At 50.7% G+C, this 26,504-nt stretch carries 44 protein-coding genes and 2 pseudogenes; 40 read left to right on the top strand and 6 right to left on the bottom strand.

Annotated features, from left to right (window positions below):
• The 34 genes and pseudogenes from tuf to VI01_RS25990 all read left to right on the top strand — a co-directional run.
• Positions 1-936: elongation factor Tu (gene tuf, locus VI01_RS24045; RefSeq protein ID WP_045816953.1), on the top strand; the 936-nt coding region annotated here is incomplete at its 5' end.
• Positions 937-1,112: 176 nt separating this feature from the next.
• A complete protein-coding gene (gene bfd / locus VI01_RS24050) occupies positions 1,113-1,307 on the top strand; it encodes a bacterioferritin-associated ferredoxin (RefSeq protein ID WP_045816954.1) in 195 nt (64 codons plus the stop codon).
• Between the two features lie 104 nt (positions 1,308-1,411).
• Entirely contained in the window at positions 1,412-1,894 is a 483-nt protein-coding gene (bfr, locus tag VI01_RS24055) for a bacterioferritin (RefSeq protein ID WP_034830757.1), read from the top strand.
• Positions 1,895-2,217: 323 nt separating this feature from the next.
• Positions 2,218-2,529 carry a 30S ribosomal protein S10 gene (gene rpsJ / locus VI01_RS24060; protein ID WP_006120582.1) on the top strand — a complete coding sequence of 104 codons (312 nt, stop codon included), beginning with the start codon at positions 2,218-2,220 and terminating at the stop codon, positions 2,527-2,529.
• 32 nt (positions 2,530-2,561) lie between these two features.
• Positions 2,562-3,188, top strand: a complete 627-nt coding sequence (gene rplC / locus VI01_RS24065) for a 50S ribosomal protein L3 (RefSeq protein WP_038644330.1) — start codon at positions 2,562-2,564, stop codon at positions 3,186-3,188.
• A 10-nt stretch (positions 3,189-3,198) separates the two neighbouring features.
• Entirely contained in the window at positions 3,199-3,804 is a 606-nt protein-coding gene (rplD, locus tag VI01_RS24070; protein WP_034830751.1) for a 50S ribosomal protein L4, read from the top strand.
• The gene (gene rplW / locus VI01_RS24075) at positions 3,801-4,103 is read left to right on the top strand and encodes a 50S ribosomal protein L23 (RefSeq protein ID WP_034830749.1); all 303 of its coding nucleotides are present in this window, start codon (positions 3,801-3,803) and stop codon (positions 4,101-4,103) included. Before rplD ends, rplW begins: the two co-directional genes overlap by 4 nt.
• Before the next feature lie 17 nt (positions 4,104-4,120).
• Positions 4,121-4,942 carry a 50S ribosomal protein L2 gene (gene rplB / locus VI01_RS24080; RefSeq protein ID WP_034830746.1) on the top strand — a complete coding sequence of 274 codons (822 nt, stop codon included), beginning with the start codon at positions 4,121-4,123 and terminating at the stop codon, positions 4,940-4,942.
• Positions 4,943-4,958: 16 nt separating this feature from the next.
• Positions 4,959-5,237 (top strand): 30S ribosomal protein S19, encoded by a 279-nt coding sequence (gene rpsS, locus VI01_RS24085; RefSeq protein ID WP_001138115.1) that lies wholly within the window; start codon positions 4,959-4,961, stop codon positions 5,235-5,237.
• Positions 5,238-5,250: 13 nt separating this feature from the next.
• Positions 5,251-5,583: a 50S ribosomal protein L22 gene (rplV, locus tag VI01_RS24090; protein ID WP_007891659.1), complete on the top strand. Its 333-nt coding sequence runs from the start codon at positions 5,251-5,253 to the stop codon at positions 5,581-5,583.
• A gap of 17 nt (positions 5,584-5,600) precedes the next feature.
• Positions 5,601-6,299, top strand: coding sequence for a 30S ribosomal protein S3 (rpsC, locus tag VI01_RS24095; RefSeq protein ID WP_034830744.1), 699 nt, complete (start codon positions 5,601-5,603; stop codon positions 6,297-6,299).
• A gap of 12 nt (positions 6,300-6,311) precedes the next feature.
• Positions 6,312-6,722 (top strand): 50S ribosomal protein L16, encoded by a 411-nt coding sequence (rplP, locus tag VI01_RS24100; protein ID WP_002438716.1) that lies wholly within the window; start codon positions 6,312-6,314, stop codon positions 6,720-6,722.
• Positions 6,722-6,910: a 50S ribosomal protein L29 gene (rpmC, locus tag VI01_RS24105; RefSeq protein WP_034830743.1), complete on the top strand. Its 189-nt coding sequence runs from the start codon at positions 6,722-6,724 to the stop codon at positions 6,908-6,910. The genes rplP and rpmC overlap by 1 nt, the downstream gene beginning before the upstream one ends.
• Complete coding sequence (gene rpsQ, locus VI01_RS24110) at positions 6,910-7,164, top strand: 30S ribosomal protein S17 (protein WP_038644333.1); 255 nt, start codon at positions 6,910-6,912, stop codon at positions 7,162-7,164. The genes rpmC and rpsQ overlap by 1 nt, the downstream gene beginning before the upstream one ends.
• A 169-nt stretch (positions 7,165-7,333) precedes the next feature.
• Positions 7,334-7,705: a 50S ribosomal protein L14 gene (gene rplN / locus VI01_RS24115; RefSeq protein WP_006120590.1), complete on the top strand. Its 372-nt coding sequence runs from the start codon at positions 7,334-7,336 to the stop codon at positions 7,703-7,705.
• 10 nt (positions 7,706-7,715) lie between these two features.
• Positions 7,716-8,030, top strand: coding sequence for a 50S ribosomal protein L24 (gene rplX / locus VI01_RS24120; protein WP_034830741.1), 315 nt, complete (start codon positions 7,716-7,718; stop codon positions 8,028-8,030).
• A 14-nt stretch (positions 8,031-8,044) separates the two neighbouring features.
• Complete coding sequence (gene rplE, locus VI01_RS24125) at positions 8,045-8,584, top strand: 50S ribosomal protein L5 (protein ID WP_013510763.1); 540 nt, start codon at positions 8,045-8,047, stop codon at positions 8,582-8,584.
• Between the two features lie 14 nt (positions 8,585-8,598).
• On the top strand, positions 8,599-8,904 hold the full coding sequence (gene rpsN / locus VI01_RS24130) for a 30S ribosomal protein S14 (RefSeq protein ID WP_007891666.1): 306 nt from the start codon (positions 8,599-8,601) through the stop codon (positions 8,902-8,904).
• A 32-nt stretch (positions 8,905-8,936) separates the two neighbouring features.
• Positions 8,937-9,329 carry a 30S ribosomal protein S8 gene (gene rpsH / locus VI01_RS24135; protein ID WP_007891668.1) on the top strand — a complete coding sequence of 131 codons (393 nt, stop codon included), beginning with the start codon at positions 8,937-8,939 and terminating at the stop codon, positions 9,327-9,329.
• A gap of 12 nt (positions 9,330-9,341) precedes the next feature.
• Positions 9,342-9,875 (top strand): 50S ribosomal protein L6, encoded by a 534-nt coding sequence (rplF, locus tag VI01_RS24140; protein ID WP_038644335.1) that lies wholly within the window; start codon positions 9,342-9,344, stop codon positions 9,873-9,875.
• A 9-nt stretch (positions 9,876-9,884) separates the two neighbouring features.
• Entirely contained in the window at positions 9,885-10,238 is a 354-nt protein-coding gene (gene rplR / locus VI01_RS24145; RefSeq protein ID WP_008104733.1) for a 50S ribosomal protein L18, read from the top strand.
• A gap of 14 nt (positions 10,239-10,252) precedes the next feature.
• Positions 10,253-10,753, top strand: a complete 501-nt coding sequence (gene rpsE / locus VI01_RS24150) for a 30S ribosomal protein S5 (RefSeq protein ID WP_007891679.1) — start codon at positions 10,253-10,255, stop codon at positions 10,751-10,753.
• A 5-nt stretch (positions 10,754-10,758) separates the two neighbouring features.
• Positions 10,759-10,938 (top strand): 50S ribosomal protein L30, encoded by a 180-nt coding sequence (gene rpmD, locus VI01_RS24155; RefSeq protein WP_021186404.1) that lies wholly within the window; start codon positions 10,759-10,761, stop codon positions 10,936-10,938.
• A 3-nt stretch (positions 10,939-10,941) separates the two neighbouring features.
• Positions 10,942-11,376 (top strand): 50S ribosomal protein L15, encoded by a 435-nt coding sequence (gene rplO, locus VI01_RS24160; RefSeq protein WP_034830738.1) that lies wholly within the window; start codon positions 10,942-10,944, stop codon positions 11,374-11,376.
• A 7-nt stretch (positions 11,377-11,383) separates the two neighbouring features.
• Positions 11,384-12,715: a preprotein translocase subunit SecY gene (gene secY, locus VI01_RS24165; RefSeq protein ID WP_007891686.1), complete on the top strand. Its 1,332-nt coding sequence runs from the start codon at positions 11,384-11,386 to the stop codon at positions 12,713-12,715.
• A gap of 32 nt (positions 12,716-12,747) precedes the next feature.
• Complete coding sequence (rpmJ, locus tag VI01_RS24170) at positions 12,748-12,864, top strand: 50S ribosomal protein L36 (protein ID WP_004160566.1); 117 nt, start codon at positions 12,748-12,750, stop codon at positions 12,862-12,864.
• A gap of 146 nt (positions 12,865-13,010) precedes the next feature.
• Positions 13,011-13,367, top strand: a complete 357-nt coding sequence (rpsM, locus tag VI01_RS24175) for a 30S ribosomal protein S13 (RefSeq protein WP_034830736.1) — start codon at positions 13,011-13,013, stop codon at positions 13,365-13,367.
• Between the two features lie 16 nt (positions 13,368-13,383).
• Complete coding sequence (rpsK, locus tag VI01_RS24180) at positions 13,384-13,773, top strand: 30S ribosomal protein S11 (RefSeq protein WP_004160563.1); 390 nt, start codon at positions 13,384-13,386, stop codon at positions 13,771-13,773.
• A 31-nt stretch (positions 13,774-13,804) separates the two neighbouring features.
• The gene (rpsD, locus tag VI01_RS24185) at positions 13,805-14,425 is read left to right on the top strand and encodes a 30S ribosomal protein S4 (RefSeq protein WP_007891687.1); all 621 of its coding nucleotides are present in this window, start codon (positions 13,805-13,807) and stop codon (positions 14,423-14,425) included.
• A 25-nt stretch (positions 14,426-14,450) separates the two neighbouring features.
• Positions 14,451-15,440, top strand: coding sequence for a DNA-directed RNA polymerase subunit alpha (gene rpoA, locus VI01_RS24190; protein WP_007891688.1), 990 nt, complete (start codon positions 14,451-14,453; stop codon positions 15,438-15,440).
• A gap of 40 nt (positions 15,441-15,480) precedes the next feature.
• On the top strand, positions 15,481-15,867 hold the full coding sequence (gene rplQ, locus VI01_RS24195) for a 50S ribosomal protein L17 (protein ID WP_003850180.1): 387 nt from the start codon (positions 15,481-15,483) through the stop codon (positions 15,865-15,867).
• 110 nt (positions 15,868-15,977) lie between these two features.
• Positions 15,978-16,349, top strand: coding sequence for a DUF1992 domain-containing protein (locus tag VI01_RS24200; protein ID WP_045816955.1), 372 nt, complete (start codon positions 15,978-15,980; stop codon positions 16,347-16,349).
• Position 16,350: 1 nt separating this feature from the next.
• A complete protein-coding gene (gene zntR / locus VI01_RS24205) occupies positions 16,351-16,788 on the top strand; it encodes a Zn(2+)-responsive transcriptional regulator (protein WP_045816956.1) in 438 nt (145 codons plus the stop codon).
• A 50-nt stretch (positions 16,789-16,838) separates the two neighbouring features.
• Positions 16,839-17,036: pseudogene (locus VI01_RS25990) on the top strand (alternative ribosome-rescue factor A); the annotation flags it as partial.
• A gap of 38 nt (positions 17,037-17,074) precedes the next feature.
• Here VI01_RS25990 and mscL read toward each other — a convergent pair.
• From mscL to def, 5 genes are all read right to left on the bottom strand, one after another.
• Positions 17,075-17,488: a large-conductance mechanosensitive channel protein MscL gene (gene mscL / locus VI01_RS24210; protein ID WP_034830732.1), complete on the bottom strand. Its 414-nt coding sequence runs from the start codon at positions 17,486-17,488 to the stop codon at positions 17,075-17,077.
• A gap of 111 nt (positions 17,489-17,599) precedes the next feature.
• Positions 17,600-18,976: a Trk system potassium transporter TrkA gene (gene trkA / locus VI01_RS24215; RefSeq protein WP_038644340.1), complete on the bottom strand. Its 1,377-nt coding sequence runs from the start codon at positions 18,974-18,976 to the stop codon at positions 17,600-17,602.
• A gap of 31 nt (positions 18,977-19,007) precedes the next feature.
• The gene (gene rsmB / locus VI01_RS24220) at positions 19,008-20,294 is read right to left on the bottom strand and encodes a 16S rRNA (cytosine(967)-C(5))-methyltransferase RsmB (RefSeq protein ID WP_045816957.1); all 1,287 of its coding nucleotides are present in this window, start codon (positions 20,292-20,294) and stop codon (positions 19,008-19,010) included.
• Between the two features lie 43 nt (positions 20,295-20,337).
• Positions 20,338-21,282, bottom strand: coding sequence for a methionyl-tRNA formyltransferase (gene fmt / locus VI01_RS24225; protein ID WP_038644343.1), 945 nt, complete (start codon positions 21,280-21,282; stop codon positions 20,338-20,340).
• A 21-nt stretch (positions 21,283-21,303) separates the two neighbouring features.
• Positions 21,304-21,816 carry a peptide deformylase gene (def, locus tag VI01_RS24230; protein WP_034830726.1) on the bottom strand — a complete coding sequence of 171 codons (513 nt, stop codon included), beginning with the start codon at positions 21,814-21,816 and terminating at the stop codon, positions 21,304-21,306.
• A gap of 112 nt (positions 21,817-21,928) precedes the next feature.
• On the opposite strand from def, the gene dprA reads away from it, so the two are divergent.
• From dprA to VI01_RS25145, 6 genes and pseudogenes are all read left to right on the top strand, one after another.
• Positions 21,929-23,053 (top strand): DNA-protecting protein DprA, encoded by a 1,125-nt coding sequence (dprA, locus tag VI01_RS24235; RefSeq protein ID WP_045816958.1) that lies wholly within the window; start codon positions 21,929-21,931, stop codon positions 23,051-23,053.
• Complete coding sequence (gene smg / locus VI01_RS24240; RefSeq protein ID WP_034830723.1) at positions 23,025-23,498, top strand: DUF494 family protein Smg; 474 nt, start codon at positions 23,025-23,027, stop codon at positions 23,496-23,498. Before dprA ends, smg begins: the two co-directional genes overlap by 29 nt.
• Before the next feature lie 24 nt (positions 23,499-23,522).
• Positions 23,523-24,077 carry a type I DNA topoisomerase gene (locus VI01_RS25140; RefSeq protein ID WP_075564135.1) on the top strand — a complete coding sequence of 185 codons (555 nt, stop codon included), beginning with the start codon at positions 23,523-23,525 and terminating at the stop codon, positions 24,075-24,077.
• Positions 24,074-24,649 (top strand): L-threonylcarbamoyladenylate synthase type 1 TsaC, encoded by a 576-nt coding sequence (tsaC, locus tag VI01_RS24250; protein WP_045816959.1) that lies wholly within the window; start codon positions 24,074-24,076, stop codon positions 24,647-24,649. Before VI01_RS25140 ends, tsaC begins: the two co-directional genes overlap by 4 nt.
• 3 nt (positions 24,650-24,652) lie before the next feature.
• Positions 24,653-25,471 carry a shikimate dehydrogenase gene (gene aroE, locus VI01_RS24255; protein ID WP_045816960.1) on the top strand — a complete coding sequence of 273 codons (819 nt, stop codon included), beginning with the start codon at positions 24,653-24,655 and terminating at the stop codon, positions 25,469-25,471.
• Positions 25,468-25,709, top strand: a pseudogene (locus VI01_RS25145) (DUF1488 domain-containing protein). The gene aroE and the pseudogene VI01_RS25145 overlap by 4 nt, the downstream one beginning before the upstream one ends.
• Here VI01_RS25145 and VI01_RS24260 read toward each other — a convergent pair.
• Positions 25,685-26,239 (bottom strand): gamma carbonic anhydrase family protein, encoded by a 555-nt coding sequence (locus VI01_RS24260; RefSeq protein WP_045816961.1) that lies wholly within the window; start codon positions 26,237-26,239, stop codon positions 25,685-25,687. The pseudogene VI01_RS25145 and the gene VI01_RS24260 sit on opposite strands and share 25 nt — an antisense overlap.
• Positions 26,240-26,504 lie beyond the last annotated feature (265 nt).

Below are 26,504 nucleotides of genomic sequence, written 5' to 3' on the forward strand. Positions count from 1 at the left end.
GGCCACGCCGACTATGTGAAAAACATGATCACCGGTGCTGCGCAGATGGACGGCGCGATCCTGGTTGTTGCTGCGACTGATGGCCCAATGCCACAGACCCGTGAGCACATCCTGCTGGGTCGTCAGGTTGGCGTTCCTTACATCATCGTGTTCCTGAACAAGTGCGACATGGTTGATGATGAAGAGCTGCTGGAACTGGTAGAGATGGAAGTTCGCGATCTGCTGTCAGCATACGACTTCCCAGGCGACGATACTCCAATCGTACGCGGTTCTGCTCTGCAGGCACTGAACGGTGTTGCTGAGTGGGAAGAGAAGATCATTGAGCTGGCTGGTCACCTGGATAACTACATCCCAGAGCCAGTACGTGCAATCGACCTGCCGTTCCTGCTGCCAATCGAAGACGTATTCTCAATCTCAGGCCGTGGTACTGTTGTAACCGGTCGTGTTGAGCGCGGTATCGTTAAAGTGGGCGACGAAGTTGAAATCGTTGGTATCAAGGCGACTGTTAAGTCTACCTGTACTGGCGTTGAAATGTTCCGTAAGCTGCTGGACCAGGGTCAGGCGGGTGAAAACTGTGGTGTTCTGCTGCGCGGTATCAAGCGTGAAGACATCCAGCGTGGTCAGGTACTGGCTAAGCCAGGCACCATCAAGCCACACACCAAGTTCGTATCAGAAGTATACGTACTGTCTAAAGACGAAGGCGGCCGTCATACTCCGTTCTTCAAAGGCTACCGTCCACAGTTCTACTTCCGTACTACTGACGTGACTGGTAACGTTGAGCTGCCAGAAGGCGTTGAGATGGTAATGCCAGGCGACAACGTGAAAATGACCGTTGAGCTGATCCACCCAATCGCGATGGACCAGGGTCTGCGTTTCGCAATCCGTGAAGGCGGCCGTACTGTTGGTGCGGGCGTTGTTGCTGAAGTTCTGGCTTAATCGCGGAATGTCGGTGGCTGCCTAGGTAGCCGCCGCAGCACGAAAAGAGAGCACTTCGGTGCTCTTTTTTTTGTCTGAAATTCGCCACTCAAGTTAATCCCACACAAAAGCTACGTTTGAAATAAAAACCATTCTCATTTACACTTTGATCAGAATTTGTACTGGAGTCGCAGTAAATGTACGTCTGTCTGTGTAATGCCGTGAGTGACAAAACCCTCCGTGAAGTAGTGCGTCGCTATCAGCCCAAATCGATCCAACATCTTCGTCAACTGGTTCCTATTGGAAAACAGTGTGGTAAGTGCATCCGTTTTGCGCGCGAGATTATGGATGATGAGTTGCTGAAGGTACCGCTGTACAAAGAAATCGCTTAGGTCGAATCGACATCCTCTGGCAATAACCACAAAAACAGTCCTGTTTTTTTGACTTCTTTTTATCCGCATCTACGATCTATTTACCTGGAAGCGGAGGAAGCAAAATGAAGGGCGACAGTAAAATCATAACTCATCTCAATAAACTGCTGGGGAATGAACTGGTTGCGATTAATCAGTACTTTCTTCATGCACGTATGTTCAAAAACTGGGGGCTTATTCGCCTCAACGATGTCGAGTATCACGAATCCATCGATGAAATGAAGCATGCGGACAAATACATCGAGCGCATTCTTTTTCTTGAAGGGATTCCAAATTTGCAGGATCTCGGCCGGTTGCGTATTGGTGAAGATGTACCGGAAATGCTGCAGTCCGATCTGACGTTGGAGTTAGAAGGGGCGAAGGATTTACGTGAAGCGATTGCCTATGCCGACAAGGTACATGACTACGTAAGCCGCGACATGATGATTGAGATTCTGGGCGAGGAAGAGCATCACATTGACTGGCTGGAAACCGAACTCGACCTGATTCAAAAACTCGGTTTGCAGAATTACCTGCAGGCGCAATTAAAAGAAGAAAGCACAGACTAAAACCCTTTCGTTGTAGCAATGTCACAGAGCCTGTAAGGGGAAATATCGAGCCCCATACAGGCTTTTTCGCATTTAGTCCGCAATTGATGTGGTTAAAAACGCATCACGGGTTGCTTCCTGAACTGATTTGCGTATAATGCGCGGGCCTGCCGATATTGGTATGGCGCGATTCGAGCAGAATCGCAGGTGATAGCAAGCTATGTATCACCTGACAATACTCCCGATTGGGGAGTTATATGCTGAACGATTACACTCCTCCATCAATCGTAATGGGTGTGGGTAGTAATTCTTTTCGTTTATAAAATGTTTGGAGCCTTGGTCTCATGTCGAACCAAAGAATCCGTATCCGTCTTAAAGCGTTTGATCATCGCCTGATCGATCAATCAACCGCGGAAATCGTTGAGACTGCCAAGCGCACTGGTGCGCAGGTACGTGGTCCGATCCCGCTGCCAACTCGCAAAGAGCGTTTCACCGTTCTGATCTCTCCGCACGTTAACAAAGACGCGCGCGATCAGTACGAGATCCGTACTCACAAGCGTCTGGTAGACATCGTTGAGCCAACTGAAAAAACCGTTGATGCACTGATGCGTCTGGATCTGGCTGCCGGTGTTGACGTGCAGATCAGCCTGGGTTAATCAGGTCATCGAGCGATTGAGAGGTTGATACAATGATTGGTTTAGTCGGTAAAAAAGTGGGCATGACTCGCATCTTCACTGAAGATGGCGTTTCAATCCCAGTAACCGTAATCGAAGTTGAAGCAAACCGCGTTACTCAGGTCAAAGGCCTGGAAAACGACGGTTACCAGGCTATCCAGGTGACCACCGGTGCTAAAAAAGCAAACCGTGTGAGCAAGCCGGAAGCAGGTCATTTTGCTAAAGCTGGCGTTGAAGCTGGCCGTGGTCTATGGGAATTCCGCACCGAAGGTGAAGAGTACTCAGTAGGCCAGAGCATCAGTGTTGAAATTTTCGCTGACGTTAAAAAAGTAGACGTTACCGGTACCTCTAAAGGTAAAGGTTTCGCAGGTACCGTTAAGCGCTGGAACTTCCGTACCCAGGACGCTACACACGGTAACTCCTTGTCTCACCGCGTTCCGGGTTCTATCGGTCAGAACCAGACTCCGGGCAAAGTGTTCAAAGGCAAGAAAATGGCTGGTCAACTGGGTAACGAGCGCGTAACCGTTCAGAGCCTGGAAGTGGTACGTGTTGACGCTGAGCGCAACCTGCTGCTGGTCAAAGGTGCTGTCCCGGGTGCAACCGGCAGCGACCTGATTGTTAAACCAGCTGTGAAGGCGTAAGGGGATAGCAATGGAATTAGTACTGAAAGACGCGCAGAGCGCGCTGACTGTTTCCGAAACTACCTTCGGTCGTGATTTCAACGAAGCGCTGGTTCACCAGGTTGTTGTTGCTTATGCCGCTGGTGCTCGTCAGGGTACTCGTGCGCAGAAAACTCGTGCTGAAGTAACTGGTTCAGGCAAAAAGCCTTGGCGCCAGAAAGGTACCGGCCGTGCGCGTTCAGGTTCTGTAAAGAGCCCGATCTGGCGTTCAGGTGGCGTGACCTTCGCTGCGCGTCCACAGGACCACAGTCAAAAAGTTAACAAGAAGATGTACCGCGGCGCGCTGAAAAGCATCCTGTCCGAACTGGTACGTCAGGACCGTCTGATCGTTGTCGAGACGTTCTCTGTAGAAGCGCCTAAAACTAAGCTGCTGGCACAGAAACTGAAAGACATGGCGCTGGAAGATGTGCTGATCATCACCGGTGAACTGGATGAGAATCTGTTCCTGGCTGCGCGTAACCTGTACAAGGTTGACGTGCGTGATGCAGCAGGTATCGACCCAGTTAGCCTGATCGCCTTCGACAAAGTCGTTATGACTGCGGAAGCAGTTAAGCAAGTTGAGGAGATGCTGGCATGATCCGTGAAGAACGTCTGCTGAAAGTAGTGCGTGCACCGCACGTATCTGAAAAAGCATCTACTGCGATGGAAAAAAGCAATACCATCGTTCTCAAAGTTGCTAAAGACGCGACCAAAGCAGAGATCGTTGCTGCTGTTGAGAAGCTGTTCGAAGTTGAAGTTAAAGACGTAAACACCCTGGTTGTTAAGGGCAAAGTTAAGCGTCACGGACAGCGTATCGGTCGTCGTAGCGACTGGAAAAAAGCTTACGTCACCCTGAAGGAAGGCCAGAACCTGGACTTCGTCGGCGGCGCTGAGTAAGTCGGAGGAGAAAGACAATGGCAGTTGTTAAATGTAAACCGACATCTCCGGGTCGTCGTCACGTAGTTAAAGTGGTGAACCCAGAGCTGCACAAGGGCAAACCTTTTGCTCCGCTGTTAGAAAAAAACAGCAAATCCGGTGGTCGTAACAACAATGGTCGTATCACTACCCGTCATATCGGTGGTGGTCACAAGCAGGCTTACCGTATTGTTGACTTCAAACGCAACAAAGATGGTATCCCAGCAGTTGTTGAGCGTCTTGAGTACGATCCGAACCGTTCTGCGAACATCGCACTGGTTCTGTACAAAGATGGCGAGCGCCGTTACATCCTGGCCCCTAAAGGCCTGAAAGCTGGTGATCAGGTTCAATCTGGCGTTGATGCTGCGATTAAAGCAGGTAACACCCTGCCAATGCGTAACATCCCGGTGGGTTCTACCGTTCACAACGTAGAAATGAAACCAGGCAAAGGCGGTCAGATTGCTCGCTCAGCTGGTACTTACGTGCAGATTGTTGCGCGTGATGGTTCCTACGTAACCCTGCGTCTGCGTTCAGGCGAAATGCGTAAAGTCGAAATCGACTGCCGCGCAACCCTGGGCGAAGTCGGTAACGCTGAGCACATGCTGCGCGTTCTGGGTAAAGCTGGTGCAACCCGTTGGCGTGGTGTTCGTCCTACCGTTCGCGGTACTGCGATGAACCCAGTCGATCACCCGCACGGTGGTGGTGAAGGTCGTAACTTTGGTAAGCACCCGGTAACTCCGTGGGGCGTTCAGACCAAAGGTAAGAAGACCCGTAGCAACAAGCGTACTGATAAATTTATCGTACGTCGCCGTAGCAAATAATTTTAGAGGATAAGCCATGCCACGTTCTCTCAAGAAAGGTCCTTTTATTGACCTGCACTTGCTGAAGAAGGTAGAGAAAGCGGTGGAAAGCGGTGACAAGAAGCCCCTGCGCACTTGGTCCCGTCGTTCAACGATCTTCCCTAACATGATCGGTTTGACCATCGCTGTCCATAATGGTCGTCAGCACGTTCCTGTCTTTGTATCCGACGAAATGGTCGGCCACAAACTGGGTGAATTTGCACCGACACGTACTTATCGCGGCCATGCTGCAGATAAGAAAGCCAAGAAGAAATAAGTAGGAGGAAGAGATGGAAACTATTGCTCAACATCGCCATGCTCGTTCTTCTGCTCAGAAGGTCCGCCTTGTTGCTGACCTGATTCGCGGTAAGAAAGTGTCGCAGGCTCTGGATATTTTGACTTACACCAACAAGAAAGCTGCAGTGTTGGTTAAGAAAGTCCTGGAATCTGCCATTGCGAACGCCGAACACAACGATGGCGCTGATATCGACGATCTGAAAGTCGCGAAAATCTTCGTAGACGAAGGCCCAAGCATGAAGCGCATTATGCCGCGTGCGAAAGGTCGTGCAGATCGCATCCTGAAGCGCACCAGCCACATTACTGTGGTTGTGTCCGATCGCTGAGACTCTGGAGACTAGCAATGGGTCAGAAAGTACATCCTAATGGTATTCGCCTGGGTATTGTAAAACCATGGAACTCTACCTGGTTTGCGAACACCAAAGAATTCGCTGACAACCTGGACAGCGATTTTAAAGTACGTCAGTTCCTGACTAAGGAACTGGCTAAAGCGTCTGTATCTCGTATCGTTATCGAGCGTCCGGCTAAGAGCATCCGTGTGACCATTCACACCGCTCGCCCGGGTATCGTTATCGGTAAGAAAGGTGAAGACGTAGAAAAACTGCGCACGGTCGTAGCGAAAATCGCTGGCGTTCCTGCACAGATCAATATCGCCGAAGTCCGTAAACCGGAACTGGACGCTAAATTGGTTGCTGATAGCATCACTTCACAGCTGGAGCGTCGTGTGATGTTCCGTCGTGCTATGAAGCGTGCTGTTCAGAACGCAATGCGTCTGGGCGCGAAGGGTATTAAAGTTGAAGTTAGCGGCCGTTTGGGCGGAGCCGAGATCGCACGTACCGAATGGTACCGTGAAGGTCGCGTGCCACTGCACACTCTGCGTGCAGACATTGACTACAACACCTCTGAAGCGCACACCACTTATGGTGTAATCGGCGTTAAGGTATGGATCTTCAAAGGTGAGATCCTGGGTGGTATGGCTGCTGTTGAACAACCGGAACCGGCTGCTCAACCTAAAAAGCAGCAGCGTAAAGGCCGTAAGTAAGGAGAGTCGCTGATGTTACAACCAAAGCGTACGAAATTCCGTAAAGTGCACAAAGGCCGCAACCGTGGTCTGGCGCAGGGTACGGATGTCAGCTTCGGTACTTTCGGTCTGAAAGCTGTTGGCCGTGGTCGTCTGACTGCTCGTCAGATCGAAGCAGCACGTCGTGCTATGACCCGTGCAGTTAAGCGTCAAGGTAAGATCTGGATCCGTGTATTCCCGGACAAACCGATTACCGAGAAGCCGCTTGAAGTGCGTATGGGTAAAGGTAAGGGTAACGTGGAGTATTGGGTTGCCCTGATCCAACCGGGTAAAGTCCTGTATGAAATGGACGGTGTTCCGGAAGAGCTTGCCCGTGAAGCATTCAAGCTGGCAGCAGCAAAACTGCCTATCAAAACCACCTTTGTTACTAAGACGGTGATGTAATGAAAGCAAATGAGCTGCGTGAAAAAAGCGTTGAAGAGCTGAACGCTGAGCTTCTTAACCTGCTGCGTGAGCAATTCAACCTGCGCATGCAGGCAGCATCCGGCCAGCTGCAGCAGACCCATCTGCTGAAGCAAGTGCGCCGTAATGTTGCACGTGTTAAGACTTTACTGACTGAGAAGGCGGCGTAATGACCGATAAAATCCGTACTCTGCAGGGTCGTGTAATTAGTGACAAAATGCAGAAATCTGCAGTTGTTGCTATCGAACGTGTCGTGAAACACCCGATCTACGGTAAGTTCATCAAGCGTACGACTAAGCTGCACATCCATGACGAGAACAACGAATGTGGAATCGGTGACGTGGTAGAAATCCGCGAAACCCGTCCACTGTCTAAGACTAAGTCTTGGGCGCTGGTTCGCGTTGTAGAGAAAGCGATTCTGTAATAGAATCCGCTTCCTCTAAAAAATAAAATGAACGGCTCGTCTGAGCCGTTCATTTTTTCTACCCATCTGCGAGATCCGGTGTTATAATGCCGCGCCCTCAATTATGGGGCTTTTTAACGACCTGAGGTTTGGGTCCCGAAGTAGTAGTTGACATTAGCGGAGCACTAAAATGATCCAAGAACAGACTATGCTGAACGTCGCCGACAACTCCGGTGCACGTCGCGTAATGTGTATCAAGGTTCTGGGTGGCTCGCACCGTCGCTACGCAGGCGTCGGCGACATCATTAAAGTTACCATCAAGGAAGCAATTCCTCGCGGTAAAGTTAAGAAAGGTGATGTCCTGAAGGCGGTAGTGGTGCGCACCAGGAAGGGTGTTCGTCGCCCGGACGGTTCTGTCATTCGCTTCGATGGTAATGCATGCGTTATTTTAAACAATAACAGCGAGCAGCCTATCGGTACGCGTATTTTTGGGCCGGTAACTCGTGAACTTCGTACTGAAAAGTTCATGAAAATTATCTCTCTGGCACCAGAAGTACTCTAAGGAGCGAGCAATGGCAGCGAAAATCCGTCGTAACGACGAAGTTATCGTGATTACCGGTAAAGACAAAGGTAAACGCGGTAAAGTAAAGAATGTCCTGACTTCTGGTAAGGTCATCGTTGAAGGTATCAACCTGGTTAAGAAACACCAGAAGCCGGTTCCGGCTCTGAACCAACCAGGCGGCATCGTTGAAAAAGAAGCTGCTATTCAGGTTTCTAACGTTGCAATCTTCAATGCGGCAACCGGCAAGGCTGACCGTGTAGGCTTTAGATTCGAAGAAGGCAAAAAAGTCCGTTTCTTCAAGTCTAATAGCGAAACTATCAAGTAATTTGGAGTAGTACGATGGCGAAACTGCATGATTACTACAAAGACGAAGTAGTCCAGAAACTCATGACTGAGTTCGGCTACAATTCTGTCATGCAAGTCCCTCGGGTCGAGAAGATCACCCTGAACATGGGTGTTGGTGAAGCGATCGCTGACAAGAAACTGCTGGATAACGCAGCAGCTGACCTGGCAGCAATCTCCGGTCAAAAACCGTTGATCACCAAAGCACGCAAATCAGTTGCAGGCTTCAAAATCCGTCAGGGCTATCCGATCGGCTGTAAAGTAACTCTGCGCGGCGAGCGCATGTGGGAGTTCTTTGAGCGCCTGATCACTATTGCTGTTCCACGTATTCGTGACTTCCGCGGCCTGTCTGCTAAGTCTTTCGATGGTCGTGGTAACTACAGCATGGGCGTTCGTGAGCAGATCATCTTCCCAGAAATCGATTATGACAAAGTCGATCGCGTTCGTGGTTTGGATATTACCATTACCACTACTGCGAAATCTGATGATGAAGGCCGTGCTCTGCTGGCTGCCTTTGACTTCCCGTTCCGCAAGTAAGGTAGGGTTACTTAATGGCTAAGCAATCGATGAAAGCACGCGAAGTAAAGCGTGTGAAATTAGCAGACAAGTTCTTCGCTAAGCGCGTTGAACTGAAAGCGATCATTTCTGATGTGAACGCATCCGACGAAGATCGTTGGGATGCCGTTCTCAAGCTGCAGAGTCTGCCGCGTGATTCCAGCCCTTCCCGTCAGCGTAACCGCTGCCGTCAGACAGGTCGTCCGCACGGTTTCCTGCGGAAGTTTGGGTTGAGCCGTATCAAGGTCCGTGAAGCCGCAATGCGCGGTGAAATCCCGGGTCTGAAAAAGGCTAGCTGGTAATTGTCACCATTTGAATCACGGGAGTAACACAGATGAGCATGCAAGATCCGATCGCGGATATGCTGACCCGTATCCGTAACGGTCAGGCCGCGAACAAAGTTGCGGTCTCTATGCCTTCCTCCAAGCTGAAAGTGGCAATTGCCAACGTGCTGAAGGAAGAAGGCTACATTGAAGATTTTAAAATCGAAGGCGACATCAAGTCTGAGCTGGAAGTTACTTTAAAGTATTTCCAGGGCAAGGCTGTGGTAGAGAGCATTCAGCGTGTTAGCCGTCCAGGTCTGCGCATCTATAAGAAAAAAGATGAGCTGCCAAAAGTAATGGCTGGTCTGGGCATCGCTGTAATTTCTACCTCTAAAGGTGTCATGACTGATCGTGCAGCGCGCCAAGCTGGTCTTGGTGGCGAAATTATCTGCTACGTAGCGTAATCGGAGGATAAAATGTCTCGTGTTGCAAAAGCACCTGTCGTTGTTCCTGCGGGCGTAGAGGTAAAACTCAACGGTCAGGAAATTTCGATCAAAGGCAAAAACGGCGAGCTGACTCGTACTATCAACAGTGCTGTAGAAGTTAAGCATGCAGACAACGCCCTGACTTTCGCTCCACGCGAAGGCTTCTCGGACGCTTGGGCACAGGCAGGTACTGCTCGTGCGCTGCTGAACGGCATGGTTATCGGTGTTACCGAAGGCTTCACCAAGAAGCTGCAACTGGTTGGTGTTGGTTATCGTGCAGCTGTTAAAGGCAACTCTGTGAGCTTGGCCCTGGGCTTCTCTCACCCTGTTGACCATGCACTGCCGGCCGGCATCACTGCTGAATGTCCAACTCAGACTGAGATCGTGCTGAAAGGCGCTGATAAACAGCTGATTGGTCAGGTTGCAGCGGATCTGCGCGCCTACCGTCGTCCTGAGCCTTACAAAGGCAAGGGTGTTCGTTACGCCGACGAAGTCGTGCGTACCAAAGAGGCTAAGAAGAAGTAAGGTAACACTATGGATAAGAAATCTGCTCGTATCCGTCGTGCGACCCGTGCACGTCGCAAGCTCAAAGAGCTGGGTGCTACTCGCCTGGTGGTACATCGTACCCCGCGTCATATTTACGCACAGGTGATCGCCCCGAACGGTTCCGAAGTTCTGGTTGCTGCTTCTACTGTAGAAAAAGCTATTGCCGAACAACTGAAGTACACCGGTAACAAAGACGCTGCTGCAGCCGTAGGTAAAGCTCTGGCTGAGCGCGCTGTCGAGAAAGGCATTACAAATGTTTCTTTCGACCGTTCCGGGTTCCAATATCATGGTCGTGTCCAGGCACTGGCAGATGCTGCCCGTGAAGCTGGCCTTCAGTTCTAAGGTAGAGGTCTAAGATGTCAAACATCGAGAAACAAGCTGGCGAACTGCAGGAAAAACTGATCGCGGTAAACCGTGTATCTAAAACTGTAAAAGGTGGTCGTATTTTCTCCTTCACCGCACTGACTGTAGTGGGTGATGGTAACGGCCGCGTTGGTTTTGGTTACGGTAAAGCGCGTGAAGTTCCAGCAGCGATCCAGAAAGCGATGGAGAAAGCCCGTCGCAACATGATTAACGTCGCGCTGACTCACGGCACCCTGCAGCACCCTGTTAAAGGTGCTCACACGGGTTCTCGTGTGTTCATGCAGCCAGCTTCTGAAGGTACCGGTATCATCGCCGGCGGTGCAATGCGCGCTGTTTTAGAAGTTGCTGGAGTACATAACGTTCTGGCTAAAGCGTATGGTTCTACTAACCCGATTAACGTGGTTCGTGCAACTATCGATGGCCTGGGCAATATGAATTCTCCAGAAATGGTCGCTGCCAAGCGTGGTAAATCCGTTGAAGAAATTCTGGGGTAATCACGATGGCTAAGACTATTAAAATTACACAAACCCGCAGTTCAATCGGCCGCCTGCCTAAGCACAAAGCCACTCTGGTTGGCTTGGGTCTGCGTCGTATTGGTCATACCGTTGAGCGTGAAGACACGCCAGCAGTGCGCGGTATGGTTAACGCGATTTCCTACATGCTGAAAGTGGAGGAGTAAGAGATGCGCTTAAACACTCTGTCTCCGGCCGAAGGGTCTAAACACGCTTCTAAGCGTCTGGGTCGTGGTATCGGTTCTGGCCTCGGTAAAACCGGTGGTCGTGGTCACAAAGGTCAGAACTCTCGTTCTGGCGGTGGCGTACGTCGCGGTTTCGAGGGTGGTCAGATGCCTCTGTATCGTCGTCTGCCGAAATTCGGTTTCACCTCTCGCAAAGCAATGGTCACTGCAGAAGTTCGTCTGTCTGACCTGGCGAAAGTTGAAGGCGGTATTGTTGACCTGAATACTCTGAAAGCAGCCAACATCATCGGTGTTCAGATCGAGTTCGCGAAAGTGATTCTGTCTGGTGAAGTTTCTGCACCGGTAACGATTCGTGGTCTGCGTGTCACTAAAGGTGCGCGTGCTGCAATCGAAGCTGCTGGCGGTAAAATCGAGGAATAAGTAGCAGATGGCAAAGCAACCGGGATTAGATTTTCAAAGTGCCAAAGGTGGCTTTGGTGAACTGAAGCGCAGACTTTTGTTTGTTATCGGTGCACTGATTGTCTTCCGTATTGGCTCTTTTATTCCAATCCCTGGTATCGATGCCACTGTACTTGCCAAACTGCTTGAGCAACAGCGTGGCACCATCATTGAAATGTTCAACATGTTCTCTGGTGGTGCTCTCAGTCGTGCCTCAATCTTCGCACTGGGTATTATGCCGTATATTTCGGCCTCTATTATTATCCAGTTGCTGACGGTGGTTCACCCAGCGTTGGCCGAGATTAAGAAAGAGGGTGAAGCTGGTCGTCGTAAGATTAGCCAGTACACTCGCTATGGTACCCTGGTTCTGGCTGTATTCCAGTCGATCGGTATTGCTACCGGTCTGCCGAATATGCCTGGAATGCAAGGCCTGGTAATGAATCCAGGTTTCGCATTCTACTTTACCGCTGTTGTAAGTCTGGTTACCGGGACAATGTTCCTGATGTGGCTGGGCGAACAGATAACTGAACGAGGTATCGGTAACGGTATCTCGATCATTATCTTCGCAGGTATTGTTGCGGGTCTCCCGCCGGCCATTGGCCATACCATCGAGCAAGCGCGGCAAGGTGACCTGCACTTCCTCCTGTTGCTGTTGGTTGCAGTTCTTGTATTTGCAGTGACGTTCTTTGTTATTTTCGTTGAGCGTGGCCAGCGCCGCATTGTGGTCAACTACGCTAAACGTCAGCAAGGTCGTCGTGTATATGCTGCACAGAGCACACATTTACCGTTGAAAGTGAATATGGCGGGTGTAATTCCGGCTATTTTTGCTTCCAGCATTATTCTGTTCCCAGCAACCATCGCGTCATGGTTCGGGGGCGGAACCGGTTGGAACTGGCTGACAACAATTTCGCTGTATTTGCAACCAGGACAGCCGCTTTATGTGCTACTCTATGCGACTGCAATCATCTTCTTCTGTTTCTTCTACACGGCGTTGGTTTTCAACCCACGTGAAACAGCTGATAACTTGAAGAAGTCTGGAGCATTCGTACCGGGAATTCGTCCGGGAGAGCAAACGGCGAAGTATATCGATAAAGTAATGACACGTTTGACCTTAATCGGCGCACTGTACATTACCTTTATCTGCCTGATCCCGGAGTTCATGCGTGATGCCATGAAGGTTCCCTTCTACTTTGGCGGCACATCGCTGCTTATCGTAGTGGTTGTCATCATGGACTTTATGGCTCAAGTGCAAACTCTGATGATGTCGAGTCAGTATGAGTCTGCATTGAAGAAAGCAAACCTGAAAGGCTACGGCCGTTAATTCAGGCGCTTGAGAAGTTACGGAGAGTAAAAATGAAAGTTCGTGCTTCCGTCAAGAAATTATGTCGTAACTGCAAAATCATCCGCCGCGACGGTGTCGTACGTGTGATTTGCAGCGCCGAGCCAAAGCATAAACAGCGCCAAGGCTGATATTGTCACATATTTTTCTTGCAAAGTCGGGTTGAGCTGGCTAGATTAGCCAGCCAATCTTTTGTATGTCGATGCGTTACCATTTGAGTATCCTGAAAACGGGCTTTTCAGCATGGGACGCATTTATTTAATTATAGGAGTGCATAGTGGCCCGTATAGCAGGCATTAACATTCCTGATCAAAAACATACCGTTATCGCATTAACTTCGATCTTCGGTATCGGCAAGACCCGTTCTAAAGCCATCTGTGCTTCAACGGGTATCGCTGAAAATGTTAAGATCAGAGAGCTGTCTGAAGAACAAATTGAACAGCTGCGTGAAGCAGTTGGTAAATTCGTTGTTGAAGGTGATCTGCGCCGTGAAATCACCCTGAGCATCAAGCGTCTGATGGACCTTGGTTGCTATCGTGGTTTACGCCATCGTCGTGGTCTGCCAGTTCGCGGTCAGCGTACTAAGACCAATGCACGTACCCGTAAGGGTCCGCGTAAACCGATCAAGAAATAATCGGGGTGAGTAAATAATGGCAAAGGCACCAGTTCGTGCACGCAAGCGTGTAAGAAAGCAAGTCTCAGATGGCGTGGCTCATGTCCATGCATCTTTTAACAACACCATCGTTACCATCACTGATCGTCAGGGTAACGCACTGGGTTGGGCAACCGCCGGTGGTTCCGGTTTCCGCGGTTCACGTAAATCTACTCCGTTTGCTGCTCAGGTAGCTGCAGAGCGCTGTGCAGAAGCAGTGAAAGATTACGGTATTAAGAATCTGGAAGTTATGGTTAAGGGTCCAGGTCCAGGCCGCGAATCAACAATTCGTGCTCTGAACGCTGCTGGTTTCCGCATCACTAATATTACTGATGTGACTCCAATCCCTCACAACGGTTGTCGTCCGCCGAAAAAACGTCGCGTTTAACGCCCGTTTTTAGGTTAGTTGGAGAAAGAAAATGGCAAGATATTTGGGTCCTAAGCTCAAGCTGAGCCGTCGTGAGGGCACCGACTTATTCCTTAAGTCTGGCGTTCGCGCGATCGATACCAAGTGCAAAATTGAACAACCACCTGGCCAGCACGGTGCGCGTAAACCGCGTCTGTCTGACTACGGCGGTCAGTTACGTGAGAAGCAGAAAGTTCGTCGTATGTACGGCGTGCTTGAGCGTCAGTTCCGTAACTACTACAAAGAAGCAGCACGTCTGAAAGGCAACACCGGTGAAAACCTGTTGGCTCTGCTGGAAGGTCGTCTGGATAACGTTGTTTACCGTATGGGCTTTGGCGCCACTCGTGCAGAAGCACGTCAGCTGGTTAGCCATAAATCTATCCTGGTAAACGGTCGCGTTGTTAACATCGCTTCTTATCAGGTATCTCCGAATGATGTCGTTAGCATCCGTGAGAAAGCCAAACAGCAATCTCGCGTGAAGGCCGCTCTGGAGCTGGCTGAGCAGCGTGAAAAGCCAACCTGGCTGGAAGTTGATGCGACTAAGATGGAAGGTGTGTTCAAGCGTATTCCTGAACGTACTGATCTGTCTGCGGACATTAACGAACACCTGATCGTCGAGCTTTACTCTAAGTAAAGCTTAGTACCAAAGAGAGGACACAATGCAGGGTTCTGTGACAGAGTTTCTAAAACCGCGCCTGGTAGATATCGAGCAAGTGAGTTCGACGCACGCCAAGGTGACCCTTGAGCCGTTAGAGCGTGGCTTTGGCCATACTCTTGGCAACGCACTGCGCCGTATTCTGCTTTCTTCCATGCCGGGTTGCGCGGTGACCGAGGTTGAGATCGATGGCGTGCTCCACGAGTACTCCACCAAAGAGGGCGTACAGGAAGATATCCTGGAAATCCTGCTCAATCTGAAAGGGCTGGCGGTAAGAGTTCAGGGTAAAGATGAAGTCATCCTTACTTTGAATAAATCTGGCATTGGCCCTGTGACTGCAGCCGATATCACCCACGACGGTGATGTCGAAATCGTCAAGCCGCAGCACGTGATCTGCCATCTGACCGATGAAAACGCATCTATTAGCATGCGTATCAAAGTTCAGCGTGGTCGTGGTTATGTGCCGGCTTCTGCCCGAATTCATTCGGAAGAAGATGAGCGCCCAATCGGCCGTCTGTTGGTTGACGCTTGCTACAGCCCTGTAGACCGTATCGCCTACAATGTTGAAGCAGCGCGTGTAGAACAGCGCACCGACCTGGACAAGCTGGTCATCGAAATGGAAACCAACGGCACAATCGATCCTGAAGAGGCGATTCGTCGTGCGGCTACCATCCTGGCAGAACAACTGGAAGCTTTCGTTGACTTACGTGATGTACGTCAGCCGGAAGTGAAAGAAGAGAAACCAGAATTCGATCCGATCCTGCTGCGCCCTGTTGACGATCTGGAATTGACTGTCCGCTCTGCTAACTGCCTCAAGGCAGAAGCTATCCACTACATCGGTGATCTGGTACAGCGTACCGAGGTTGAGCTGCTTAAAACGCCTAACCTTGGTAAAAAATCTCTTACTGAGATTAAAGATGTGCTCGCTTCACGTGGTTTGTCTCTGGGCATGCGCCTGGAAAACTGGCCACCAGCAAGCATTGCTGATGAATAATCAGATCACAGGTTAAGGTTTCACTGAGAAGGATAAGGTCATGCGCCATCGTAAGAGTGGTCGTCAACTGAACCGCAACAGCAGCCATCGTCAGGCTATGTTCCGCAACATGGCCGGTTCTCTGGTTCGTCACGAGATCATCAAAACGACTCTGCCGAAAGCCAAAGAACTGCGTCGCGTAGTTGAGCCGCTGATTACTCTTGCCAAGACCGACAGCGTAGCTAATCGTCGTCTGGCATTCGCCCGCACTCGTGATAACGAGATCGTGGCAAAACTGTTTAACGAGCTGGGCCCGCGTTTCGCGAGCCGTGCCGGTGGTTACACTCGTATTCTGAAGTGTGGCTTCCGTGCTGGTGACAACGCTCCGATGGCTTACATCGAGCTGGTTGATCGTCCAGAAGCTCAAGCAGAAGCTGCTGCAGAGTAATTTGCAGTAACGTAGAAAACCCGCTTCGGCGGGTTTTTTATTGCCTCCAATTCCCCATCTCCCCCATCTTTCGCTATGCTGAACGCTGTTGTCAGTCGCAGAGGTTCATTATGTGGTTAATTGACCAGCTGGTAGAGCAGCAGATACGCGCCGCGCAGGAAAAAGGTGAACTGAGTAATCTACCTGGTGAAGGTGCACCTTTGCAGCTCGAAGACGAAAGTGGCGTGCCGCCAGAGTTACGCACGGCATATCGACTGCTGAAAAACTCAGGTTTTTTACCCCCTGAACTTGAAATGCGCCGCGAAGCTGTGCAACTCAACGATCTTTTACAGCATTTGGATCCTGACGATCATCAAGCCAGTGAACTCAATAAAAGATTAACCCTGCTGGAGATGAAGTTACAGCAGGCCGGTATGAGCACAGATTTTTTACGTGGTGAATATGGCGGGCCCGTTCGGCATCGTCTATTGCAGGAGAAGTAACATGTATAAAATTGGCCAGCTGGCTAAACTTGCGGACGTCACACCTGACACCATACGTTTTTATGAAAAGCAGCAAATGATGGATCATGAGATTCGTACTGAAGGCGGCTTCCGTCTCTATAACGATGATGATCTTCAGCGCTTGCGCTTCATTCGCTATGGGCGTCAGCTCGGTTTTAGCCTGGATTCGATCCGCGGTTTATTATCGATCCGTATCGATCCCGAACACCATACCTGCCAGGAGTCCAAAGCGATCGTAGCCAGACGTCTGGATGAAGTGAATAGTATGATTACCGAGTTGCAAACCATTCAGCGCTCACTAGAACGTTTAGCCGCGACCTGTTGCGGGGAACTACATAGCAGCGCCTGCTGTTCTATCCTTGAAGCGCTGGAAAAAGGTGAAGAGCCGCAGGTGGAAATTTGTTGTAGCAAGGATTGAATTTCACGCAGGAAAGCCTATAGTTGCGCCATTATTAACCGGAGGACACTATGAGTCGCTATCAGCATCGCAAAGGCAAGATTAACGATAACGCTTTGGAGGCACTGTTACATGATCCGCTGTTTCGTCAGCGAGTTGAACAGAATCAGAAAGGGAAAGGCAGCTACCGACGTAAAGATAAACATGCGAAGGGTAGAAACTGGGAGGCCAGTGATAAGCAGAAAAGTTTATCACTGGCCTTCTGCTTTACAGACAAAAAAGCCGCCTGGACATGGCGGCTTTTTTATCACAATTTATCGCTGTTCTGCTGTTTCAACAGATCGCGAATTTCAGTGAGCAACACTTCTTCGTTGGTTGGTTTTGGCGCTGGTTTTTCAACTTCTTTCTTCTGATACAACTTGTTCATCAACTTGATGGCCATAAAGATGGCAAAGGCAACGATTACAAAGTCAAAAATGGTTTGAATAAAGTTACCGTATTCCATCACGACAGCAGGTACATCACCCTCGGCCGGTTTTAGGACCCACTTAAACTGTTTAAAATCGACTCCGCCAATCAGTAATCCCAGTGGTGGCATGATGATATTCGCGACCAGTGATGAAACAATCTTGCCGAAAGCGGCACCGATAATCACACCGACTGCCAAATCAACCACGTTCCCACGCATTGCAAAATCACGAAACTCTTTGAATAAACTCATTGTTATCTCCTTGCCTTGGCCAATGGCTAAAGTCTAACAAACCTTTGTGCAATTGCCATGATAACAGCGGATTAAGCAAAATTATCACGGCGGGCAAACGCCCGCGGCGATTTAGAGGAAGAAAGGACTTGGCTGGAAGAGACGTTCAACATCGGGGACAAACTTCTTATCTGTCAGGAACATAATGACATGGTCGCCCTGCTCAATACGCACATTGTCATTCGCGATGATGACTTCATCACCACGTACGACGGCACCGATTATCGTACCTGGCGGCAGTTTAATATCTTCAATTAAACGGCCCACCACGCGGGACGTGGTCTCTTCCCCGTGTGCGATAGCTTCGATAGCTTCGGCAATACCGCGTCGCAGTGAGGAGACGCCAACAATATCTGCCTTGCGCACGTGACCAAGCAGGGCGGAAATGGTGGCCTGCTGCGGAGAGATGGCAATATCGATCACGCTACCCTGAACCAGATCGACATAAGCACGACGCTGGATCAAAACCATGACCTTTTTCGCTCCCATCTTCTTTGCGAGCATGGCCGACATAATGTTGGCTTCGTCGTCATTGGTGACGGCGATGAAAAGATCCACCTGATCAACATGTTCTTCGGCGAGCAATTCCTGATCTGAAGCATCACCATAAAACACCACGGTGTCGTGCAGACGTTCAGCCAGTTCTGCTGCGCGTTGTTGATTACGTTCAATCAACTTCACGCTGTACTGTTTTTCCAACCGCTGGGCCAAACCAAAACCGATGTTGCCGCCGCCGACCAGCATAATGCGCTTGTAGGGTTTCTCCAGGCGCTGCATTTCGCTCATTACCGCGCGTATATGCTGGCTTGCGGCAATAAAGAAGACTTCATCGCCTGCTTCGACAATCGTTGAACCCTGGGGGCGAATAGGGCGGTCCTGACGGAAAATAGCCGCTACGCGTGTATCGATATGCGGCATATGTTCACGCAAAATGGACAACGGGTTACCGACCAGAGGCCCACCGTAATAGGCTTTAACTACCGCAAGGCTCACTTTTCCTTCGGCAAAGTTAACTACCTGCAATGCGCCAGGATACTGAATCAGGCGATAGATGTTGTCGATCACCAACTGTTCCGGTGAAATCAAATGATCGATCGGCACAGCTTCCGGTACAAACAGCTTTTCGGCATCCCGCAAATATTCCGCCGCGCGAATACGGGCAATTCGGTTCGGTGTATTGAAGAGCGAATAGGCAATCTGACAGGCAATCATGTTGGTTTCGTCGGAATTGGTGACAGCAACCAGCATATCGGCATCTTCAGCGCCGGCTTCACGCAATATACGTGGATGGGAACCATGGCCGTGCACTACGCGCAGGTCAAATTTGTCCTGCAACGCGCGCAGACGGGTGGCATCCGTATCTACAACCGTGATGTCGTTATTTTCGCCCACCAGGTTTTCAGCAAGCGTGCCGCCAACCTGCCCGGCGCCGAGGATAATAATTTTCATCGTTGAATCGCTCTTGTCAGAATGCGCCGCGCTATTTTTTTATTAATTTAGCGTAAAAGAATCCGTCACCGCCATCAACGCTCGGGAAGACTTGCCACCCATTGATTTGGCCTTCGGGCAGCTGCTCAGCGACAGCATCATCGTGCTCAGCCAGAAAGGCCGCGATCTGCTGATGGTTTTCTTCGGGCAGGATCGAGCAGGTCGCGTAAATCATCGTGCCGCCGGATTTCAAACGTGGCCAAACTGCATTGAGGATTTCGCGCTGCAGTGTAGCCAGCTCTGGGATATCACGATCACGGCGCAACCACTTGATATCAGGGTGACGTCGAATTACACCGGTTGCAGAACAAGGTGCATCCAGCAGGATACGGTCAAATTGCTGGTCGCCGCACCACTCTGCAGGTGTCCGGCCATCGCCCTGGCGGACCTCGGCTTGCATGCCTAGGCGCTGCAGATTTTCATGCACGCGAGTCAAACGTTGTTGATCAATATCCACGGCCAGCACGTTTGCCTGAGGGGCGATTTCCAGAATATGCGTGGTTTTGCCGCCAGGTGCTGCGCAGAGATCCAGAATGGTTTCATTATTTTGTGGCTCAAGCAGCAGAGCACAGCGCTGTGCAGATAAATCCTGTACTGTCACCCACCCTTGATCGAAGCCCGGTAACTGACTGACGGGGGCAGGGGATTCAAGACGCAGAGCATCCGGCGCATCGGCGGGAAAAGCTGCTTTATCTTCAGCCTGCAACAGGCTTAGCCACGCATCGCGGCTATGATGCTGACGATTGACGCGCAACCACATCGGTGGACGCTGATTATTGGCGTCAACGATCTGCTCCCAACGATCTGGCCAGGCGGTCTGCAAACGTTTGAGTAACCAACCGGGATGCCAGTAGCGCTGCGGGCCTTGATCCACTTCAACAAGCAGCGTGTCTTGCTGACGCTGGAACTGACGTAGCACGCCATTAATCAATCCCTTCAGCGCCGTGCGTTTTAGCACTTCTGCACCTGCAACCGTTTCGGCCAGTGCGGCATGTGCTGGCACGCGCGTGTACAGCAACTGATACAAACCAACCATGATCAGGTAGTGCAGCACGCGCTGCTTACCCGTTAGCGTGCGCTCCATCAGTTTGCCAATCAGCGCTTCCAGCTGCGGCAAAGTGCGCATTACGCCAAAGCAGAGTTCCTGCAACAGCGCGCCATCTTTATCAGCCAATGTTTTTTGCGCGCCAGGCAGAATGGCACTGAGTGATTCACCTTTATCTACCACGCGTTCAATGAGTTGCGCGGCAAGGCTACGCAGGTTAGTTGCTTTTTTCATATTCATTCATCAAACAAAAAGCCCGGTTAAACCGGGCTGGAGATCAGGCCAGAAGGGTGCCAGTGGCAAACCATTCACGACGCGAATTCAGCAGATCTTGCGCGGACATGGCTTTCTTACCCGCAGGCTGCAGCGAAAGTAGATTGAGTACGCCGTCAGCGGTGGCAATCTGAATACCATTTTTATCAGCATGGATGATTTCGCCCGGCCGTTTGTTCTGATGAGGTAAAACGCTAGCCTGCCACACTTTGACGGGCTGATCCTCGATCAGGAAGAAACTCACCGGCCAGGGATTGAAGGCGCGAATGCAGCGCTCAAGCTGTACAGCAGAAAGTGACCAATCAAGACGCGCCTCTTCTTTGCTCAACTTTTCAGCGTAAGAAACCAGTGCTTCATCCTGCACTTCCGGTTGCGCTTTGCCGCTAGCGAGCAGGTCGAGTGTATCCAGCATGCCTTGTGGCCCAAGCTCGGCCAGTTTGTCATACAGTGATGCGCTGGTGTCTTCAGGCGTGATAGGGCAGGAGAGCTTATGCAGCATGTCACCCGTATCCAGACCCACATCCATCTGCATGATGGTCACGCCGGTTTCGCGGTCGCCAGCCCAGAGCGAACGTTGAATAGGTGCCGCACCGCGCCAGCGTGGCAGGAGTGAACCATGGACATTGATGCAGCCGAGTCGCGGCATATCAAGAACGGCCTTCGGCAGAATCAGGCCATAAGCCACCACGACCATGATATCGGCTTGCAAATCCGCGACCAGTTGTTGGTTCTCTTCAGGTTTTAGCGATTTCGGCTGAAACACAGGAACATCGTGTGACTGCGCCAGCACTTTGACGGGACCTGGAGTGAGTTTATTACCTCGCCCCGATGGACGATCGGGCTGAGTAAATACGCCAACCACCTGATGCTCAGAAGCAAGCAGCGCGTCGAGATGACGCGCTGCAAAGTCAGGTGTACCGGCAAAGATAATTTTTAGCGATGCAGACACAGTTTAACCTTCTGTTAGTACTCAGGCTTCGCGTGCATTCATGCGGGCCAGCTTTTCCAGTTTCTGTTTAATGCGCTGACGCTTGAGCGGCGACAGATAATCGATAAACAGCTTGCCATCCAGGTGGTCGATTTCATGCTGAATGCAAATTGCCAGCAGACCATCCGTTTCCAACTCAAAACTTTTACCGTCACGATCCTGCGCACGGACTTTGACCCATTCCGCACGCGGCACAAAGGCACGTTGTTCAGGGATTGAGAGGCAACCCTCTTCAATGCCGGTTTCACCGCTTTTTTCCAGCAGTTCCGGGTTAATCAACACCAGACGTTCGTCTCGATTTTCAGAAACATCGATAACAATGATGCGTTGATGAATGTCGACCTGAGTGGCCGCTAAGCCAATGCCTTCTTCGGCGTACATGGTTTCAAACATGTCATCGACAATGCGCTGAACGTCTGCGTTTACGGTAGCCACCGGCGCAGCGATTTTGCGAAGGCGATCATCAGGGAAATGTAATACCTGCAAAACTGACATAAATATCCAGATCTGTATGCGTTAAAGAAAAGATTACTACCTCATATTGTAGACTTTTTGTGGCCTGATTGACAGCATTGCACCGCATGTGAGCAGGCTTAAGGAGGGACGCGTGGAGCGAGTGGAAGGGATACTCCGGCTGGCAAATGTTAAAGGCCTGCGCCGGCATCGCGTAGTGAATCTCGCGCGGAATTTGCAAAACGGTGCCGCCGTCGATGACGAATTACTGCACAGCCATGGTTTGAATGAATTGCAGCGCCAACAGTTTAACAATTATTGCCCACGGCAACTGGCGCGCACGTTACAGTGGCTGGGTCAACCTCATCATCATTTAGTCTCCTGCATAGATGCTGATTATCCTGGCCCCCTGGCTGAAATCAGTCAACGCCCCTCATTGCTCTATGTAGCTGGACACCTCTCCGTTTTGCAGACACCGCAATTAGCTGTGGTGGGCAGTCGGCACTGTTCCCACTATGGCAAAGAGTGGGGCACATGGTTTACACAGCAACTTGCACTCAGTGGGTTGACCATCACTAGCGGACTGGCTCGCGGTATTGATGGCGTTGCACACCGTGCAGCCTTGGACGCAAGTGGTAAAACAATCGCAGTGCTGGGCAGCGGCTTGCAACATATCTACCCCAAAAGCCATCAGTCGCTGGCGCAGGCGATCATGGATAACGAAGGGGCTTTAGTCTCTGAATTTCCTCTTGATATGGCACCACATGCTGTTAATTTTCCGCGCCGTAACCGCATCATCAGTGGGTTGAGCCAGGGAGTGCTGGTCGTTGAGGCTTCACTGAAAAGCGGTTCGCTGGTCACGGCTCGCTGCGCGCTGGAACAAAATCGCAATGTTTATGCGTTACCCGGAGCATTGGGTAATGATGGCAGTGAAGGTACGCATTGGTTGATTCAGCAGGGAGCACTGTTGGTTGCACATCCAAATAACATCCTTGAAGATTTGCATTCCAATTTGCAATGGCTGCCGGCAACCACTTCAGAAACAATATATTCACAAGACAGTGACGATGTTCCATTGCCATTTGCAAGCGTGTTGGCTAACGTAGGTGATGAGGTTACACCTGTTGACGTCGTCGCTGAACGTGCCGGCCAACCTGTGCCAGTTATCGCAGCCCAGTTGCTGGAGCTGGAGTTAGCAGGATGGATCGCAGCTGTACCCGGCGGCTATGTCCGATTGAGGAGGGCATGCCATGTTCGACGTACTTATGTACTTGTTTGAGACCTATATCCACAACGAAGCTGAAATGCGTGTTGACCAGGATAAATTGACCGATGATTTGGCCGATGCGGGTTTTCATCGTGAAGATATCTACAATGCGTTGAATTGGCTTGAACGTTTAGCGGACTATCAGGATGGTCTGGTCGCGCCAGTACAATTGGCTGCCGACCCGCTCTCAATGCGAATTTATACGGACGAGGAATGCCAGCGTCTTGATGCTGATTGTCGCGGTTTTATTTTGTTCCTGGAACAAGTTCAGGTGCTGAATATGGAAACGCGCGAGATGGTCATCGAACGGGTCACGGCTCTTGATACTCAGGAATTCGATCTTGAAGATCTTAAATGGGTGGTGCTGATGGTGCTGTTTAACATCCCTGGATGTGAAAACGCTTATCAGCAGATGGAAGAACTGTTATTCGACGTCAATGAAGGTATGCTGCATTAATTTGCGATTAATGCATCCGGAAATATGAGTAAACCAGCACTATTTTCTGTGCGTAAACACGATCCCTGCCCCGCTTGCGGGGCAGATTTAGTGATACGCAGTGGTAAACACGGCCCGTTTCTTGGCTGTGTGAATTATCCAACCTGTGATTATGTTCGTCCCCTGAAAAATCAGGCCGATGGGCAAATCGTTAAAGTGCTGGAAGGGCACGTGTGTCCTCAGTGTGGCGCAGATAAAGTTCTGCGTCAGGGGCGATTTGGGATGTTTGTTGGTTGTAGCCACTATCCTGAATGTGATTACACAGAAACCATCGATAAGCCCGACGAGACCGCGATTGCCTGTCCCCAATGTCAGAACGGAAAGCTGGTTCAGCGCCGTTCTCGCTATGGCAAAACCTTTCACTCCTGCGACCGTTACCCCGATTGCCAGTTTGCAATCAATGCAACGCCTGTTGAAGGTATCTGTCCGCATTGCCAGTTTCCCTTATTAATAGAGAAAAAAACCGCACAAGGCATGAAGCGCTTATGCGCCAGCAAACGCTGTGGCAAGCTCATCGCCCAGGACGAAGAACGATCATGAAGCAAAAAGCGTATGTTCCCGGAAGTCTCGAGTTTTGCATCGAGCAATTACAACAGCAGGCGGTTATTGCCTATCCAACAGAAGCGGTATTTGGTTTAGGCTGTGATCCCGATAGCGAAAGCGCCGTCATGGCCTTACTGGCGCTCAAACAGCGTCCGGTTGAGAAAGGGCTTATCCTGATTGCAGCAGATTATGCGCAACTGGAACCCTACATTGCCGATCGTGAGCTCACGATACTACAGCGTGAGCGCATGTTTGCTAGCTGGCCAGGGCCGGTGACTTATGTGGTTCCGACAACACCGCATACGCCACGCTGGCTAACAGGACGTTTCGATTCGCTGGCTATCCGCGTTAGTGATCATCCGGATGTGCAGGCACTTTGCCGTGGCTTCGGCAAACCATTGGTGTCTACCAGCGCCAATCTCTCCGGCGAGGCGCCGTGCCGCAATGCTGATGAAGTTGCACAGCAATTCGGTGCTCAATTCCCCGTGTTGCATGCTGCAACGGGCGGGCGGTTAAATCCTTCTGAAATTCGCGACGTTATCAGCGGCGAACTTATTCGTCAGGGTTAATTTATGGAACATTTCGCCGTTTTTGGTCATCCCATTACACACAGTAAGTCACCTTTCATTCATAGCCTTTTTGCCGAGCAGACAGGAATCGCGCACACCTATGGCCGGGTTTGTGCACCGCTGGAGGGATTTCCTCAGTCAATTAGCGACTTTTTTACTGTCGGTGGAAAAGGTGCAAATGTCACACTGCCATTTAAGCAACAGGCGTGGGAACTGGCCGATGAACTCAGTGAACGTGCAGCCTTATCTGGGGCGGTTAACACCTTAAAGAAAAAGGCAGATGGCTCGATCTTTGGTGATAATACCGATGGGATTGGCCTGCTAAGCGATCTGGAACGATTGAATTTGATCCGTTCTGGTGACCGCATTTTACTGGTGGGAGCCGGTGGTGCAGCTCGAGGTGTGATCCTCCCCCTGGTTTCTTTTGGATGTTCAGTGGTAGTGGTCAACCGAACGGTTGCCCGTGCTGAAGAATTGGCAGATATCTTCCAGCATAGTGGGGATATCCAGGCGAGCAGCTTTGCTGAGCTCTCCGGCCAGGCATTTGATCTGATCATCAATGCAACCTCCAGTGGCGTTGAGGGTAAAGTGCCGCCGTTGCCAGACTCATTGATCACCCCGCAAACACGCTGCTACGACATGTTCTATCAGCAAGGGCTGACGCCATTCTTGTTGTGGTGTCAGCAGCACGGTGCGGGTCAGCTGGCAGATGGATTGGGCATGCTGGTGGGGCAGGCGGCGCATGCTTTCCAACTGTGGCATGGCGTGATGCCAGAAATTACCCCCGTTATTGCTCAATTAAAGCAGGCCATGAAGGAGTGAATCAGGCGATCCATTTTCCCGATCGTGAAAGTTGGGACGAGGAACGATCGTCTTTCCGGTGCTGGTGCAAGGAATGGGGTTAACTTGTGCTATCAAGCTCGACGGATTACAGGATCGATTTGGAACGGGTGCTGCGATGGCGCTGTTTAGCGCGCATCGCTGGGATCTGGAAGAAGAAGCGGAAGCGCTTATCCGGCAGGATGAGATAGATGATCAAGGTTGGATCTGGCTTTCCTGAGCGAGGTATTCATCTTTCCAGCCAACATAATTGCTCGATGAATAGAGCAGGCCTGCGATTTCCGCCTCACTCAATGGGCGGATTTGTTTAACCGGGCTGCCTAAATAGAGATAGCCGCTCTTCAGTCTTTTACCCGGCGGAACCAGACTACCCGCTCCAATCATGACATCCTCTTCAACAAACACACCATCCAGCAAAATCGATCCCATGCCAACCAGCACGCGATCGCTGATATGACAGCCGTGCAGCATCGCTTTATGACCGACAGTCACGTCTTCACCAATCACTAAAGGATGCCCTTCCGGGTTGCTGGTAGATTTGTGCGTGACATGTAAAACGCTGCCGTCCTGAATATTGCTTCTTTTACCTATCACGACTTTGTTCACATCACCGCGGATAGCCACCAGTGGCCAGATGCTGACATCGTCAGCGAGCTGCACTTCACCCACCACCACGCTACTGCGATCGATCATTACGCGATCGCCGATTTGTGGAAAATGGTTCTTATAAGGTCGTAGGGCTACAGACATGATCGTTCTCCTTTTGCACTTTTCCCCCTAGCCTGCGGCTTATCAGGCGGGCAAACAAGATGAATTTTGAGCGGATCGCTCGCGATCGCAGCGAAAAGATTGAAAACTCGCCAGTCGATTAAAAAGATCGAAAAAAGGGGTTGTGCAAAAAAATCGGATCCCTATAATGCGCATCCACTGAGACGGCAAAGCGGCAACGCAAGCGGCTCAGCAGGGAGTGAAGCGATTCATCCCGCCGGAGAAAACGCTGAAAAAAGTGTTTGAC

Origin of the sequence: Pantoea sp. SM3, assembly GCF_000963995.1 — a bacterium.
Lineage (GTDB): Bacteria > Pseudomonadota > Gammaproteobacteria > Enterobacterales > Enterobacteriaceae > Pantoea > Pantoea rwandensis_B.